Source organism: Microcoleus sp. CAWBG640, assembly GCF_020883015.1.
Lineage (GTDB): Bacteria > Cyanobacteriota > Cyanobacteriia > Cyanobacteriales > Microcoleaceae > Microcoleus > Microcoleus anatoxicus.
On record NZ_JAHRFC010000093.1, the window covers coordinates 1 to 16,538 of the forward strand.

The 16,538-nt window shown below is 43.8% G+C and carries 10 protein-coding genes and 1 pseudogene; 2 read left to right on the plus strand and 9 right to left on the minus strand.

Annotation, left to right across the window (positions count from 1 at the left end):
- Positions 1 to 1,845: ATP-dependent zinc metalloprotease FtsH (gene ftsH, locus AAFP11_RS26160; RefSeq protein WP_341739657.1), on the minus strand; the 1,845-nt coding region annotated here is incomplete at its 3' end.
- Between the two features lie 748 nt (positions 1,846 to 2,593).
- Between ftsH and AAFP11_RS26165 the strand changes: the two genes are divergently transcribed.
- Together AAFP11_RS26165 and AAFP11_RS26170 are read left to right on the plus strand one after the other, a co-directional pair.
- A complete protein-coding gene (locus tag AAFP11_RS26165; protein ID WP_341732091.1) occupies positions 2,594 to 3,676 on the plus strand; it encodes a ParM/StbA family protein in 1,083 nt (360 codons plus the stop codon).
- A 20-nt stretch (positions 3,677 to 3,696) separates the two neighbouring features.
- Positions 3,697 to 4,215: a hypothetical protein gene (locus tag AAFP11_RS26170; protein ID WP_340549920.1), complete on the plus strand. Its 519-nt coding sequence runs from the start codon at positions 3,697 to 3,699 to the stop codon at positions 4,213 to 4,215.
- Here AAFP11_RS26170 and AAFP11_RS26175 read toward each other — a convergent pair.
- The 8 genes and pseudogenes from AAFP11_RS26175 to AAFP11_RS26210 form a co-directional block, all read right to left on the minus strand.
- Positions 4,186 to 4,368 carry a hypothetical protein gene (locus tag AAFP11_RS26175; RefSeq protein WP_341739658.1) on the minus strand — a complete coding sequence of 61 codons (183 nt, stop codon included), beginning with the start codon at positions 4,366 to 4,368 and terminating at the stop codon, positions 4,186 to 4,188. The genes AAFP11_RS26170 and AAFP11_RS26175 overlap by 30 nt on opposite strands.
- A 350-nt stretch (positions 4,369 to 4,718) precedes the next feature.
- Positions 4,719 to 5,411: an ATP-dependent Clp endopeptidase proteolytic subunit ClpP gene (gene clpP / locus AAFP11_RS26180; protein WP_341739664.1), complete on the minus strand. Its 693-nt coding sequence runs from the start codon at positions 5,409 to 5,411 to the stop codon at positions 4,719 to 4,721.
- Between the two features lie 38 nt (positions 5,412 to 5,449).
- Complete coding sequence (locus AAFP11_RS26185) at positions 5,450 to 5,662, minus strand: DUF433 domain-containing protein (RefSeq protein WP_341739659.1); 213 nt, start codon at positions 5,660 to 5,662, stop codon at positions 5,450 to 5,452.
- A 190-nt stretch (positions 5,663 to 5,852) separates the two neighbouring features.
- The gene (locus AAFP11_RS26190) at positions 5,853 to 8,090 is read right to left on the minus strand and encodes a carotenoid oxygenase family protein (protein ID WP_341739660.1); all 2,238 of its coding nucleotides are present in this window, start codon (positions 8,088 to 8,090) and stop codon (positions 5,853 to 5,855) included.
- A gap of 274 nt (positions 8,091 to 8,364) precedes the next feature.
- The gene (locus AAFP11_RS26195) at positions 8,365 to 10,593 is read right to left on the minus strand and encodes a carotenoid oxygenase family protein (protein WP_341739661.1); all 2,229 of its coding nucleotides are present in this window, start codon (positions 10,591 to 10,593) and stop codon (positions 8,365 to 8,367) included.
- A gap of 118 nt (positions 10,594 to 10,711) precedes the next feature.
- The gene (locus AAFP11_RS26200; protein WP_341739662.1) at positions 10,712 to 14,644 is read right to left on the minus strand and encodes an adenylate/guanylate cyclase domain-containing protein; all 3,933 of its coding nucleotides are present in this window, start codon (positions 14,642 to 14,644) and stop codon (positions 10,712 to 10,714) included.
- A gap of 406 nt (positions 14,645 to 15,050) precedes the next feature.
- A complete protein-coding gene (locus tag AAFP11_RS26205; protein WP_341739663.1) occupies positions 15,051 to 16,061 on the minus strand; it encodes a hypothetical protein in 1,011 nt (336 codons plus the stop codon).
- 251 nt (positions 16,062 to 16,312) lie between these two features.
- A pseudogene (locus AAFP11_RS26210) lies at positions 16,313 to 16,538 on the minus strand (DUF5009 domain-containing protein); the annotation flags it as partial.

Consider the following 16,538-nt stretch of genomic DNA (forward strand, 5'->3'; position numbering starts at 1 on the left):
TTCAGCCACTATTTGCCGGAATTCTTCACCGTCGATGGTTTCTTTTTCAATCAACAAATCAACTAGGCGATCGATTACTGTGCGATTTTCCCGAATAATTCGGCGGGCATCATTGTAGCAATGATCCACAATTGCTCGAACTTGTCCGTCAATCCGAGAGGCTATTTCTTCGGAATATTCCGATCGCGCTGTGTAGTCGCGGCCGAGGAAAATTTCACTTTGTTGAGCTTCTAGGGCGATCGGGCCCAAGTCAGACATTCCGTAGCGAGTTACCATTTGGCGCGCCATACCGCTGACTTGCTGCAAGTCGTTACCCGCACCGGTGGTTACTTCGGCATCGCCGAAAACTACTTCTTCGGCCGCGCGGCCTCCCAAAGCACCGCTAATCCGTGCCAAAATTTGCGATCGCGAAATCAAACCTTGGTCTTCGCTAGGCATAAACCATGTTAAACCACGGGCTTGTCCGCGAGGGACTAAAGTTACTTTTTGCACGGGATCGTGGGCTTGAATCACCGTACCGACGATCGCGTGACCGATTTCATGGTATGCAATTAAGCGTTTGCTCTTGCTGTCCACCAAGGGAGTGCCTTCCATACCTGCGACTACGCGATCGACTGCATCGTCAATTTCCAGCATCGTAATCGCTTCTTTCCGGCGACGGGCAGTTAAAATCGCAGCCTCGTTGAGCAAGTTTGCCAAATCAGCCCCGGTAAAACCAGGAGTCCGACGGGCGATCGCATCCAAGGAAATCTCAGCCGACAACTTCTTGTTGCGTGCGTGTACCCCCAAAATCTCCAACCTGCCCTTGATATCAGGCGTATCTACGCTCACTTGGCGGTCAAAACGTCCCGGCCGCAGCAAAGCAGAGTCGAGCACGTCAGGACGGTTTGTGGCCGCAATGATGATAATCCCAGTATTGCCCTCAAAACCGTCCATTTCCGTCAGCAACTGGTTGAGGGTTTGTTCCCGCTCATCATTACCGCCGCCGATACCGGAACCGCGCTGACGGCCCACGGCATCAATTTCATCAATAAAAATGATACAAGGAGCATTTTCCTTGGCTTTCTTAAACAAGTCTCGGACGCGGGAAGCACCCACACCTACGAACATTTCCACAAATTCCGAACCGGAGATGCTGAAGAAAGGTACGCCGGCTTCCCCTGCGATCGCTTTTGCGAGCATAGTTTTACCTGTTCCGGGAGGGCCAACTAGCAGTACACCCTTGGGAATTTTCGCTCCCACTGCGGTGAACCGTTCTGGTTTTTTCAGGAATGTGACGACTTCGGCGAGTTCTTCTTTTGCTTCTTCAACGCCGGCTACATCATCGAACAACACGCCTGTTTTGGCTTCCATTTGAAAGCGAGCTTTGGACTTACCAAAATTCATCGCTTGACCAGGGCCACCGGGAACGTTACCACCGTTGCGGCGGAACAGAAAAAACAGCCCTCCCACTAATAGCAGAGGAAACACGAGATTGCCTAAGAGTCCCCACACAGCGCTGTCGTTACGCAGGGGGTGAGTGTCGAAGCTGATTTGGGAGTCTCTGAGTCGGGAAACCAATTCTGGGGCATTGGAGGGTAAATCCACTCGCCACCGCTGTACGTGATTGTCCAGTTCGGGATCGACAGCTTCGACAATGGCCGTCCGACCTGCATCGTAAAGGTCTACGCTGGTGACTCGACCGGCGTTTAAGTAATCTAAGAATCTACCGTAGCTGAGGCGGGTGCTGGCGGTGTTCTTGGTCATTTCTGCAGGCGAGGGTGCAAAAGCGCCTTGCCACAGGAAGAACCCGATGACTAGGGCGGGTAGAGTCCAAAGTAGTATAGTTCGCCAAGAAATTTTCATAAATTATGAGGGTCTAGAATTGTGGACAAATCAGGTAAGATCGCGGTGTCGAAGGAGTGGGAGCAAACTTAACACTCAGAATCTTAACTAAATGTAACTTAACAATGCCCTCTCAGGCAACAGGGTATGGTCAAGACGATGGAAAATAAAACTGACAATCAAGCATCCGGGCGACAACAGGGCCCAGATGAATCCGTGGAGTAGCCCGTAATATCTAGAATCTAAATCTAAATTCATAAAAGGCGATCGTCCCGAATATAATGTTTGGTGCTGATTTGAATGCCGATCTAGGTAAAGTTAGAAAAATCGCGGCAAAACCCACTGTCTTTAAGCGTGGCAGTGTCCAGGGATAAGGCATGATAATGGTGAGGCTCAGTGAGGTAAAACGTTTCAGTCAGGAACTCAGGTCTAAAGACACGCTCGCTTGTAAGAGCAAGTCTCGAAGCAAGCTATTCTGACCAGCCTCAGTCTTAACTGACTAGGTTATTTGGGTCACGACACCCTGGGATGCGAAGCTAGTCCCCTGCTCTGTCGTTTGCAATTAAACAGTTCTAAAGTCACTGGAACAGTGTTGCAAGCTTAACAAGCCCTTATAACTTTGGCGAAGCTAACATTACTCGCAAGAGAAAACCGGAGGGGCAACCATACCCCTCCAACCCCGCAAGGGGATTCAAGGCGGTTGAAACCGCCGGGTCGTTTCCATCTCAGGGCTGAAGCCACTGAGTTTCCCACTTACCGAGTATTTTTTATGACAACTAGACAGCTTGTTCCTAATTCTGCTATGTTGACGCAACAGACTAAGATCGCTTCTCACAAATCGATTATTAGTGCTGATTTGGGTCGGACGGCAACTAAGGCCTGCGTGAGCCGCAATCCCAATGGTGTTATTTTTATCCCCGCCAACGTGGCTTCTATGCCAGTAGAAAAGGTACGGGGCGGTAGCTTTGAGTCCAAAGCAACAGACCCTCTGTTGGATATGTGGCTGGAGTATCAGGGCAAGGGTTACGCTATCGGCCAACTGGCTGCGGATTTTGGCGCTAATCTCGGCGGCGCCGACCAGTCTAAAGTAGTAGATGCCTTAGTTAAGGTGTTTTCCTGTGCTGGATATTTCCAGATGAAAGGCGACATAGCCGTTGTGCTAGGTTTGCCCTTTTATTCCCAGGATCAGTTTGAGAAGGAAAAGGAAGAAATTGTCAGCCAACTGCGCTCTCCGCACCTGATGGTTTACCGGGGCGAGCGCGTGGATATTAATATCAGCCACGTTTGGGTGATGCCCGAAGGGTTCGGCAGTCTGATTTGGTGCGAAGCTCAAGACAATAAGGAGTTTTCGCCGGAGTTGCCAGAACTATCGGTGGCTGTAGTCGATATCGGACATCAAACTACTGATTTGTTGATGGTCGATCGTTTCCGGTTTGCTAGGGCTGCTTCTAAAAGCGATTCTTTCGCCATGAATAAGTTCTACGAACAAGTCGCCTCCAAAATTCCAGGGGCAGATGCTCAATCTCTGTCTTTACTAGAAGCGGTTAACAAGCCGGAAGGCCAGCGTTTATATCGTCCTAGAGGAGCTACTAAGCCAACTAATTTAGATCCGATTATTAAGGATTTGCGCGAGACTTTCGCTAACGAATTATCCGAGCGTTTGGTGCAGTGGCTACCAGAACGGGTGACGGATGTGGTTCTGACTGGTGGGGGCGGCGAGTTTTTCTGGGAAGTTCTCCAACCCTTGCTCAAAGAAGCTAATCTCAAGGCTCACTTGGCTCAACCTTCTCGGAAAGCAAATGCTTTGGGACAGTTTATATATGCTGAGGCTCAGCTAGCCACTATTAAGTAACGCATTAAGGCTTCAACCCTATGGCACTTTGGGCAAAAAATAAGGCGAATTTCTCGGTGGCGTTTACGGAAGATGCAGCCGATCAAACTTTGTTGGCCGCTATTGAAAAAGAGCTGGCTTTGACTAAATATCAGACTTTCAGCAATCTCTGCAAGCAAGCTTTGTGGCAGTTTTTGTCGGTGTCTGAGTCGGCTGGTCCTACACCTAGCTTTCAGCGGTTGGAACAGCGTATTGCTGAACTGGCGGTCAAATTTGCTGAGTTCGAGCACAATGTTTCTGCTGAGGAATTAAGCCGTTTGGAAGGACTACAAAATCACATGAATCAACTGAGTACGCAGTTGTCGCAGTTGCAGGGTAGTGTGAATAGCCAGTTTGCTAAAGTTTCTTTTGCTCAAGTTTCCAAAGTAGTAGAGCCTGACAGGGTTGGGCCGGAGTCTGTAGCAGATAAGAATGTAGTTGCTGATGCTGAGGTTACTCCTCGTCGGGAATCCGATCCGTTGTTGGATCGTTTAAGTTCTTTGTTGCCGCAAGATTTCTAAAATGAGGTAGCCAAGGTTTTTTTTAACCTTGAGATTTGCTGTTAGTGGCTGGCTGTTTTCGGCCAGGTGAATAAATAAACTAGGCGATCGCTCTTTTAACAAAAAGGGCGATCGCTTTGTTATATCAAATCCGGTAACATCGGAATTATTCATCTCTCTTATCTCCCTCTGTGTTCTCTGCGTTCTAGTAAGGTTAAATCATTCCGATGCAGCCGGAAACGATATTATTAGTTATTAGTTATGAGTTATTGGTTATTAGTTATTGGTTATTAGTTATTGGTTATTAGTTATTGGTTATTGGTTATTAGTTATTAGTTATTAGTTATTAGTTATTGGTTAAGTAAATCCACTTAATTAAACGTAAAATACGGATGACCGAAAAGCTGACTGCATAAGTCTTCTTCCTTCTTCCTTCTTCAAATCCATCTTCTTCCTTCTACTTAGAGCCCCCACTCCTTCAAGAAGTCGGGGCTCTAAATCGCGATCGCGTTTAACTTTTTAATTTACACGACAGCGGCGATCGGGCGAGTTGCAGAAGGACGGCGATCGATCACTTGATCCACCAAACCGTAATCCTTTGCTTCTTCGGCAGACATGAAGAAATCCCGTTCGGTATCTTCTTCAATGCGCGACAGAGGCTGACCGGTATGATCTGCCAAAAATCCGTTCAGGCGGCGTTTGTGGTACAAAATCTCTTTAGCCTGAATTTCAATATCCGTTGCTTGTCCCTGAGCTCCCCCTAGGGGTTGGTGGATCATAATCCGGGAATGAGGCAGACTCATCCGCTTGCCTTTGGCGCCTGCACTCAACAGAAAAGCGCCCATGCTGGCGGCTAAACCGAGACAAATGGTGCACACATCGGGGCGGATGTGGTTCATGGTGTCAAAAATGCCCATACCTGCTGTCACCGAACCCCCTGGGGAGTTGATATACAGGTAGATATCTTTCTCTGGGTCTTCAGCGTCTAAAAATAGTAATTGGGCAACAATCAGGTTAGCTAAGTCTGAGTCTACCTGTTGGCCCAAGAAGACGATGCGATCGCGCAGAAGTCGCGAGTAAATGTCAAAGGCGCGTTCGCCACGACCGGATTGTTCTATAACTGTTGGGATCATTGACGGGGCCTGCCTATTTACGTCTCTATTTTTTAATTTTAGCGGGTGGGGCTGATTTGTAGTTAGCGATTCGTGGCGGGCGATCGGCTTTTATCGGCAAAATCCTTGATTTGGGCGTGGATTCAGGCATTTGGGCCGTGGTAATTTCTCGATTGGAGAACTGAAATCGCTTGTTCGCGGCTGACACTAGGGAAATGGTCGAGAAACTCGTTGAGCGAATCACCAGCTTCGAGATAATCAAGCAGGGTCTTCATCGGGACGCGAGTACCCATAAAGACAGGAGTTCCCCCTAAAATGTCGGGGTCGCTATGAACGATAGGTAGTGTGGATATCATAGTAGCTTACCTATTTTTAATATCTCGATCGTAGCTGATTTTTGAATAATATCAAATCCGGTAGCATCTTCCTGTATTCAGATCTCTATTCTCGGACTCTGTGTCAAGAGTATTCTAGAAAGGTTAAATCACCTGACGATGCAACTGTCAACGATATGATTTTTTATTCTGTCTTTATCGCACTTCGCACTCAAAGGTTTTTCGATTTAAAATGCGGGTAAATTTCCTTCTCAAATAATTCTTGAATTTCTGCCGGCTGCTGTGCAACTAAATCTTGATAATCTTGTTCAACAGGAATATTGTAAGTTGCTGTGCGTTTAGCAATTTTTGGCAACCAAGTTGTATGTACTGTAAAACCGAGTTTAAGTTGTGGATGCCATAGCTGACAAACTGGCCCTTGTTTGAGATTTGCGGCATCGAAAATCCAAATTTCATTACCATTATCTGTTTGCTCATCTGTGCCATGATGCACAACACAAACAAGATAACCATCCGTTGAGTCTCCAGTCCCGCCAGCACGGGGCACAAATTGCGGTGAAGTCCCAAATGAATTACTGGGAAACTGATAGACATCTTGAATTTCTAAACGGCCTTCCGACTCGCTAACACTGGTTAATGGCTTAATATGCAAGCGAAGTAAGTTTGATTGAATTCCCTCTTTTGTTAGGTTAATAACTTCATCTTCTGGTACGTCTCGATACTTATAGTTTTTGTACAATTTCAAACCGTGTTTTGTGAGTAACTCCGGCCAACATCCCAAACAACTCCAATAAATATCTTGCAAAGGTTTTGACGTGTCCGCACAAGTAAATAATGCGGGTCCCCAAGTATACTGAGAATAACCCTTGTCCTCTTTTTTAAACTCTGGTTCTTCCTCAGATGTATTTGGGCTGCAATCCTCGTATAAAGCCGTCAAATCCGAGCGGATTAATTCGCCAGTTTCTCCATGAACGATATGACATCCAAGTCGGCTTATATCCGTTGGGCCCATAATCACCCCATAAAGTTTTTCTAAATTATCAATTTCGCTCGATGTCAACACTGATTCATCAATATCTCGAATCCACTCCGCCGCATCCCAAGTACCCATATTTGCCATGTGGAGCGTAATTTCTTGGTTGGGATTTTTGTAATCTGCAATAAAATGATTTGTACCGCGAGGAATTATCGCTTTTTGCACCCGGACTTTTTTCTTGTCTGGTTTTAGCGCATCCCGACGAATAATATAAACGCGATTGTCTGCTAATTGTTGCCGGTCTATTAAATTTATTAAAAATTTCTTGACACTTTTATATTTTTTGCCTGACCCCGCTGGTAATAATTCTGCTATCAGCAATTTGAAAGCGGTATCTATCAGGATAATATAATCTTCCGTTATCGCAAGTTGGTGTAGACTTTGTTCAATTTTTACCGGACAGCCATTTGCTTGTACCAATTGCCATCTTTGAAGATTTCCTTTACCATCCCAGCGGACTAAGTAGGTGAAATTGCTAAACGGATTGAACGCTTGGAGCAAATTGTAGATTGCCAAAATTAAGTGCTTGAAAAAACCGATAATTTTCTCAAAAATATTTTCGGAGGTTGCTTGTTTCTCTTCTTCTGATTTTATCGGTTCCTCGATCATGATCTCTTCGGGAGGGTGAAGTCCGATCGAACACATCGAGCTGAGAAAATCCAACACCCCATCAATTTCCGGTCGTAATTGTGGGAGAAATGTCGTTAAAGACCTGCCGGCATTAACCGTAAACATTTCTTTTGTGTGAAAATCAAAACAAGGATGAGCCGAACTCTGCACTAAAGGAAAAGGAAATGGCGGTTGAAAAGGTAAATGTGCCATTAAAGGATTCATCGCACGCCACTCCGAATTACTCCCTACAGGCGTGATAACTTCCAGGGTTTCAGGGTCAATTTCGTAAGGTCTGCCTATATCCCAGGTTGCCAGCAAACGATATCCTTCCTCTTCAGAAAATTTCATTGGTAAAAAAGCAGTATTAAGCTGATTTCTAGCTCCCAACTTTTCAGAAAAACGTAAAATCCCCAAATTGTAAAAATTTAATTGTTTTTGGCGAAACGTGGCGATATCAGCATAATAACAGGACGTTTTCATCAACGCAGAAGAAAACTTCACTCCCCCAGCAGGATCGTTAAAATCTAAGCGATAAACCATGCCATCGCCATTATAAAGAGCCGTTGAGCCATCACTGGAAGGAAAAACAATTTCTGTCCCTGGCTGATTCGGAGAATTTACCGACCCCACCGGCCCGATAATAAAGACATGACCCTGCAAATCTTCAGGAATTTTTCCCTTATCTTTCACAAGCAAATTTAGGGCAGGTTGTTTTGACTTTTGCGTTTCGTTGTTGCCTCCAAATTCTGCTCGATTTGCTGATAAAACTGAACGAGGAAACACACTTGCTGGTTGAGTCATAAAAGATGCTGCTGATTAAACAGAAAGAGAGCCTTTTTTTCTAAATCTGGACAAGTCACTTGAAAGCTAACGCAACAATAACGTTAACACCCATCAGATAACTTTAGCCGAGTTCAGCAATTAATACAATATCTATTAGAAATTTAAAAAAATTACTTGCCAAACTTCCCTAATTTAAGAGAGATTGTCTGGCAAGTAAAAATCCAAGTAAAATGTATTTGAGACTACAGACACCATCACCATTTATTATTCTTCTCCTGGTGGGGCTTCACATTCACGGGTTTTTCGATTTAAAATGCGGGTAAATTTCCTTCTCAAATAATTCTTGAATTTCTGCCGGCTGCTGTGCAACTAAATCTTGATAATCTTGTTCAACAGGAATATTGTAAGTTGCTGTGCGTTTAGCAATTTTTGGCAACCAAGTTGTATGTACTGTAATTCCAAAATTAAGTTGAGGATGCCATAGTTTACACAAGGGCCCTTGTTTCAGATTTGTCGCATCAAAAATCCAGATTTGATTGCCATTATCCGGTTGATCGTCTGTGCCATGATAAACAACACACATAATGTATCCATTCGTAGAACTACCATCTACTCCTGTTTTGGAAGGGATGAACTGAGGTGAGTTGACAAAATAATCAGTTTCAAACTGATAAATATCTTGAATCTCTAATCTGTTTTCACCGTCTTTCACGCTTTCCAAAGGTTTGATATGCAATCTCAATAAATTAGACTTGATTCCTTTTTTGGTAAGTTCAAGTAGTTCTGGTACCGGTACCTCTCGATATTTATAAGGTGCATACATTTTTAAGCCGTGTTCCGTTAAGATATCCTCCCAAGCACCAAAAAAACTCCAGTAAATATCTTGAAACTTTTCTGTGGGTTGGTTGTCCTGGTAAGCATAAAGCGCCGGCCCCCAAGTGTACTGACAAAACTCTTTCTTTTCTGCTTGTTGACCAGGGGAATTATCTTGATAAACGCTGGTTAGATCCGATCTTACTACCTTTGCGTTTTCTGCATCAATGACATAGCATCCCATACGGCTAATATCCAATGGCCCCACAGTCATCCCGTACATGGGAGGTAGTTTATTTGACAGGGGTTTTTCGTCGGTATCATCGAAATCGATAGCACGAATCCATTCCGCCACATCCCAAGCACAAACATGAGCCATGTGCAAGGTAATTTTATTTCCACTATCGCTATAATCTGTTAAAAAATGGGTGGTCTCGCGGGGGATAACAACTTTCTTAGCTTCAACCTTTTTTCGTCCCTCTTTCAAATCTTCCCGGCTAACAATATAGACGTATGTATCAGGTAGTTGCGGACGGTCGAGCCAGTTTCTCAAAAATTTTTCTACATTTTCATACTTTTTCTTAGAAGGAGCAGGCAAAATTTCTTCAAGGAGAAACTTAAAAGCTGTATCCACTAAAACCACGTAATTTTCTGTCAGCCCGATTTGGTGCATACTTTGCTGAATTCTTAGCGGACATCCTTTATAAGTAACATTCCACTTTTTGAGATTTCCTGTGCCATCCCAACAGACTATATCAACAAAATTGTTAAAAATGTTAAAAAATTGCAGCAAATTGTAGAGCCATTGCACAAACCTTTTGCCAGTCTCTAACAACCCCTGAAAAAGGTTTTTTGGAGAGGCAGGCGTTTTTGTGATCGGAGGAGTATCGGTAGGTTTCTTGAAGATATTAATAAAATCGAGAACTCCGTAGATTAGCGGTCGCAACTGAGAAATAAATGTAGACAGAGATCGACCACTATTGACGTTAAACATTTCTCCCGTTTTGTAATCAAAGCAAGGATGAGCCGAACTCTGCACTAACGGAAAAGGAAAAGGAGGCTGTAAAGGAAGATCTGCTAAAAGCGGATTTAGCGGACGCCATTCTTCATTTTTACCGACTGGTGTCGCTAATTCTAAGGTTTTTGTATCGATTTCGTAAGGTCGTCCGATATCCCATGTAACTAATAGTCGGTCAGGTTCCCCGTTAGAAAATTTTAAGGGAAGAAAACCTGTATTAAGTTGGTTACGAATGCCTAATTGGAGAGACATTCTCATAATCCCGCGATTTTCAAAAATCAGATTATTTCTGTCAGGAGCAATCTTTTGGGTAGCAACATCAGCATAATAACAGGGCGTTTTAGCCAGTCGAGTATTAACAAAAATGCCTTCAGGGAGATTGTCAAAATCAAAACGATAAATTATCCCATCGCCGTTATAAAAAGGCGTGTAACCATCTGCCGACGGAAAAACGACATCTGTGCTGGGGCTGTTTTTAGAATCAACGGAGCCGGCTGCCGAAATAATAAATACATGACCGTGCAACCCTTCTGGTAAAGGTTTTCCGTCCTTTTCTATGAGTTTAAGAGGTGAACATTGAGGATCGGGGTTATCTTCCGGCTTCCCAAACTCTTCTCGGTTAACTGACAAGACAGACCGCGGAAATACTGTGCTGACTGTTTCAGAAGTTTGCTTTTGGCTGGTATTCATTTTATTACCCAAACTCGACGACTTGATAACGGTAAAAGGAGAGGAATTAACCTGTTAAGTATGCGCTTGCACGCACAAATTATGATTTTACAAGATTAACACAAAAATAGACAAAAAACTATACTATTTTGTGTGACAAATTTTTAAGCAAAGTTTGAGCTTCCTGTAAGTCTACTGTATCCAGACCCTCTGTAAACCAAGCGTAGATTTCTGCCAGCATTTGCCGTGACTGTTCAATTTTGCCTTGGTCAGTCCACAACCGACATAAACTCATGATTGAGCGCAACTCTAAAGATTTTGATCCTTGATTTCTGGCAAGTTCAATGGCGCGAATGAAACAGCGCTCAACCTCGCTATCTTCCTCAATATTTTTTACTTTTTTAGCATTGATTTGTTGTTTTAGTAGTTCTCCCTTGAGCCGATATATTTCAGCCTCAAGAAAACTCTCGCCAGTCCTGTTTACTATTTCTAACCCTTCACTTAGCCAGATCAAACCCTCTTCAAAACGTTGTAATTTTTGACAAACTTCTGCCAGCAAAGTCAGGTGATGTAGTCGCGCTACTTGAGAACCTGTTGCAACCCAAGCCTCTGCTCCTTCGCGAATGCTTGTTAACCCCACTTCTAAATTACCTCTTTGACTTACTGCCCAACCCCATATAATTTTTCCTAAAGCAACAAAAGCAGGAAATTCGTGTTCGGTGGAAAGCATTATCAATGCCTGTGCTTGTTCAAAAGCCGCTGTAACTTCTTGACGTAACACATAAAGCCAGCCCGAAAAATTCATCGCCAAAGCCAAGCTAAAAGGGTGCGATAAATTATGGGCCATGCGTAGCCCTTCCCGAACATAATTAAGCCCTCTATCTGAGAAACCCAAATACCACAAAGATTGAGCTGCAATTCCTAAACAAGCAACACCTTTATCATAACCATAGATAGCGACTTGAGAGTGGTGCGAAGAACGATCGTAATAACTTAATCCTGCATCAAATTTAGCCACTGCATCAGCAAAACGTGCAACATGAAACAAATTAGAACCCAGCGCATAATTAGCCTCTAAACGTAAATCTCGATCTTGCAGATTTTCACTCAAGCTTAACAATTGTTCAGCCACCTCGCGGGAAGTTTGTAACTTGGTTCCAACAAAAAAATAAAAAGCCCATTGTCCCCAAAGCACTTGAAATAGCTGAGGGGTTGCATCAAGAAGCAGGCAAATTTCTCTTGCTCGTGCGTTGGCTTGTTCCACTTCTGTTGCTGAAAAACCTTTGATCGCCATTAACGGCGCACCTAAAGCAATATGTAAACGCAACTCTTGCTCTTTTCTCTCCACCGTATCTGGCAAAGTTGCTAACCACTTCAACGCCTCCGAAAACAGCTTAATCGCCTCCCGCAAAGCGTGCGATCGCACCGCCTGCTCCCCTGCCTTTTCTAAATAAAAAATCGCTTTTTCTGCAACCAGGGCTTTACTCCAATGATGCGCCAAAATCGTATAAAACCCCGACAACTCTTCATAACTTTTTTCATACCACAAAGCCAAACTTTCATGAACTTGCCGACGCTGGGAATACAACATCAAACCATAGGCCACTTCCTGAGTAATAATATGCTTAAACATATACCCCAAATCTGGCTCTGGTGTCTCCATTGGGGTAAGATCGAACCGCTGTAACTTGATCAAATAATTAGGCAACTCAGGCTTATCATCCTCGATCGGATGAATATCTCGCAACAGCCGAAATCCAAAGGATCTACCGATCGCACTCGCCACTTTCAATGTAAGCTGTTCGCTAGAAGAAAGCCGATCGATCCGCGAAGCAATCACCCCCTGCACCGTAGCCGGAAAATTTAGCTCATTCAAATTACCAACCCCCGCAGCAATTCGACACTCCCCATTCTGAATTTCGATCACCCCCGCCTCGCGCAAACCATAAGCCAATTCCTCACTAAAAAACGGATTTCCCTCCGCCTTTTTCTCAATCAACTCCGCCATCGAGTCAGGTAAACTGTTTACCCCCAAACGCCGACAAAGCAAATCTAAAGTATCTGTAGCCGGCATTGCTTCCAAATACAATTGTTCTACCCCTTCTATCGTCAGCAGTCGATCGTATTCCTCCGGCACCTGCTCACCCATCGGCCTTGTCCCGATCGCCAATAACAACGGTTTCACGTTCTGCGCCACCGCCAAAACCAGTGCCCAACTTGACGAATCCAACCAATGAGCATCCTCCAAAACCAACAACTTAGGAGAGCGATTCACCGAATCCTGCAACAATTGCACCAATAAATCCCGTGTCGCTTCCGCCCGTTGTGGCCCCACCAACCCAGCCGACGCCTCCGTATCGGGCAAATCTAAGCCCAAAACCTCATTTAAAAGCGCTGCTTTTTCCAACCATTGCGGTTCATCCTCCAATAAATCTAATATGTGAGATTTTTGCGCCTCTAAATCAGTTAAAAAAGACAAATCCAACAAGTGACTAAACACCGCATTCCAAGCATGATAAGGCTTTGAGCGAGCGATCGCATTTCCTGTACCAACCAAACTTCCCAACCCCAATTCTTGCGCCTGCAAAAGCAAATTTTCTATCAAACAAGACTTGCCAATTCCCGCATCCCCACAAATCACAACCACCCCAGAAACACCAGCTTTCAACTGCTCTAATTTATGCCTTAACAATAACCGTTCTTTTTCCCGCCCCACCATCGACTTTGCCGTTTTTCCTGCCATCCACCAAGGCAAATCTTTACGCACCTCCCCAAGGGGAGAAAATACCTGAACGGCATCTTTGATACCTTTAAGTTTTAGCGGAGTTAACGACTCAAACTGTATTCTTGATTTGGCGAACTCAAAAGTACGCTCATCACACAAAATTCCGTCTTTTGCCGCTTGCATCAATCGCGCCGCTAAATTCACAACCGCCCCGATAATCGTATATTCTCGCCGTTGCTGGCTGCCAATTACACCGCTATAACAAGTACCAGTCGTGATACCTATTTTCGGTTGCAATCCTAAACTTCTTAACTTTTCCAATAACGCCATTCCCGCGATCGCACAACGCACCGAATCATCCTCATGGGAAAACGGTGGCAAACCAAAACCAATCACCAATGTACTACCTTTATCATCCACCAAAAACTTATTTAAAGTCCCCTCATAAACTTGCAAAATATTTTGAATTGCATTAATTATAGTTGAAATAAAATCTAAAGCCCCCTCAGCGCCATAATCCATCCCCGGCAAATTCAAAAACATCACACTCACTCGCCGCAAATCGCCTAACCAATCAGTTTGACCGACTTTTAAACGCTGCAAAACTCCCACACTTACATATCTTTCCAGTCGTTCTTGCATTTCATCATAAATTGCGATCGGAGCCGATTTACCTATATTTAAGAACCTTCGATCCGCCACAGAAGTTAAAAGATTAAATCCCTCCAAACGCACCACATTTGAAGCTAATAATGTTCCCAAAAACTGGTCTTTAATCAACTCCCAAGCCGTCAGTGACAGACAAACTTCACCGATACCAGCAGCCGTTTCTGCAAGCCCCACTTGAGCAATAGGTTCCCCCGCCACCAGATACTCCCATTGGCCATTCACTCCACCGATATAAAACTCTTGTAACTCACCCGCCCCAATACCTATATGCAATCGCAACTCAGCATTTGCCGCTTGATATTTACCTAAATCATTTAAAATCGCCAAAGCACATTGTGCCGCACAATAAGTAGCTGAATCTAAAGACATACTTTCCGCCGGCCAAATCGCCAACATAGCATCCCCAGCAAACTTGACAATATCCCCTTTGTGTGCGAGTATTAGTTCAATTAATTGACCAAAATAAGCATTTAAATGAGTCGTTAATTCTTCAACTCCAATTGAACCTTTTTGAGCAAGACGTTCAGTAAGAGCAGTAAAACCAGAGATATCAACAAACAACACCGCCGCCTCAAAAGATCCGCTGACTGGAGCAGCAAGAGGAGTAGAATCCGCAGCAAAACAATTTAAGACACGAATCGGTAAAAAACTGGCAATGTTTTCAACAAAACTAGGCATAATTTCAAACACAGGGACTCATAGTATAATTTGCCACCGACTTCAAACAATATACACATTTCATACCCTGAATACAGCAGATATTCGCTATCTCTCTATGTATGTACGGTCTATTTCTTAAGCAGTTTGTAGCATAGTTAACTAAGTAAATTAGGAATTACCCACGCTCTGGTTAAAAACAAAACGGTATCGTACTGACAGAAATACGTTGTTTTTGAGTAAGTGCTATAAATGTATGATAGACAAACCATCTTTGATGGTCAAGTTTTATGATTCATTACTTGCCAACCACCTACAGGTTAGTTACCCAACTTATGATGGGCCGCTTAAGCTCCCTCGCGAGCTATAGCAGCCGCCAAGTGGGAATTATTCATCTTTCACCAAGAGTGTTGTCTCGAATAGCCTCTTAGTTTCCATCGCTAAATCCCCACTGGAATTCCATCCTATGAATCTTTTCTATCAAAGCTGAAACTTTAACGGGTGAATCATCAGGTACTAAATCCCGATCGAGTATTTGTTGAGCAGTTGCCAAATCTTGACTTCCCATAGCATCACTGGTATGAAAAACTAAACAATTCACTTGACTAAGACGAGCCGAGAGAATTTGCAACAGAGCCATCAGCACACGATTACCACCGTAAGCTCCGCATCCCCAAAACCCTGTATGAATAATCAAACTTGGTGATTGAGGGGAGTCTAACTGTGACTCAATTCGTGCTGCTGAAAATCCAGTAAATGCTGTTTGAAGGATATATTCAATTTGTGCCATACTATAATAACCCCGACCGCAGGCAGGAGCTTCCATCGCAATGATGTTTGTGATTGTAGGCGGGTTTAGAGGTTTTGTGGCTTGTTCGATCGCATCAGAGGTAGCTACTCCAAAATTGTGGCCATAAAGACCAAAAGGTCGGCCCTGTTCTGAATTGCGATCGGTAGAAATTGCACACCTCCGTTCAACCCCACGAATCAGAATCGGGGTGGGTTGTTGACTCTCAACAGTTAATGGCTTAATCTTGGAATCTAGTAAAGCTTCTCGCAATGAACTGAGTGCTGGATGTTCAGCTACCTGCATTTCATCCTGAGCAAATAGCGAACCACCATAAGCACAAAAAAGATCGTAATGAGCGAAATTGAGATACCACTCCATCTCAGTGCTATCTTGGGATGGCTCGTACCCAAAGTATCCCTCTCGCTCAGAAATATCTGTGTGATGTTCCAGAGGAGAAAGATATTCTGGAAGCACCATTGCGTGCCATCGGGAAAATACTAATTGACCCTGATGAGTGCATCCATGTGGACAACAAATGTCATAAACTATCTGCTTATTAACATTGTAAAATTTTGGTGGGTAAGAATCGATCAGAGCTTGGGTATCAAATGTCTGCCGACAGATGGAGCTATCTAATAAGTTGTTCATTGTTTTGCCAATTGCAACCTAGGAATTTTTTTTTTGATTAATAAACAAGATAATTCTCAAAGGCTGTGGATGTCAAGCCACACTAGCTATTATAAGCCTGACTCCTATAACAATAGTCTTGTATCTACATATAATGTAATATCATTTGGATTTAATTATGAAGTGTATCTGAGCGATTTATCTAGAGTGGGTTCGCCCAGATATTTGATAAGTATTGACAAATTATATATATAAACTGCCACGGCCCATACTCAAATTTTAATTGCCCAACCTCGGCGATACATTCCATACAAAATCAACCACCAAAATAACACCGCGGTTATGGCAAATGCGAGAGAACCATTCAGCGGCCCAGCCCAGGGCAAAAACCAGTTTTCGTAAATCCAAGTGTAGGTACTTGGAGGGCTATCGCCACTACCAATATGAGTTTTCAACAGAATTCTGGCGACAATACCGGAAGCCACAAACAGAAAGATA

Excerpts from the sequence above, each read along its gene's own strand:
- AAFP11_RS26205 (WP_341739663.1), bottom strand. The coding sequence starts at position 16,061 with ATGAACAACTTATTAGATAGCTCCATCTGTCGGCAGACATTTGATACC.
- AAFP11_RS26190 (WP_341739660.1), bottom strand. The coding sequence starts at position 8,090 with ATGACTCAACCAGCAAGTGTGTTTCCTCGTTCAGTTTTATCAGCAAAT.
- AAFP11_RS26185 (WP_341739659.1), bottom strand. The coding sequence starts at position 5,662 with ATGATATCCACACTACCTATCGTTCATAGCGACCCCGACATTTTAGGG.
- AAFP11_RS26195 (WP_341739661.1), bottom strand. The coding sequence starts at position 10,593 with ATGAATACCAGCCAAAAGCAAACTTCTGAAACAGTCAGCACAGTATTT.
- AAFP11_RS26165 (WP_341732091.1), top strand. The coding sequence starts at position 2,594 with ATGACAACTAGACAGCTTGTTCCTAATTCTGCTATGTTGACGCAACAG.
- AAFP11_RS26170 (WP_340549920.1), top strand. The coding sequence starts at position 3,697 with ATGGCACTTTGGGCAAAAAATAAGGCGAATTTCTCGGTGGCGTTTACG.
- AAFP11_RS26200 (WP_341739662.1), bottom strand. The coding sequence starts at position 14,644 with ATGCCTAGTTTTGTTGAAAACATTGCCAGTTTTTTACCGATTCGTGTC.
- AAFP11_RS26175 (WP_341739658.1), bottom strand. The coding sequence starts at position 4,368 with ATGAATAATTCCGATGTTACCGGATTTGATATAACAAAGCGATCGCCC.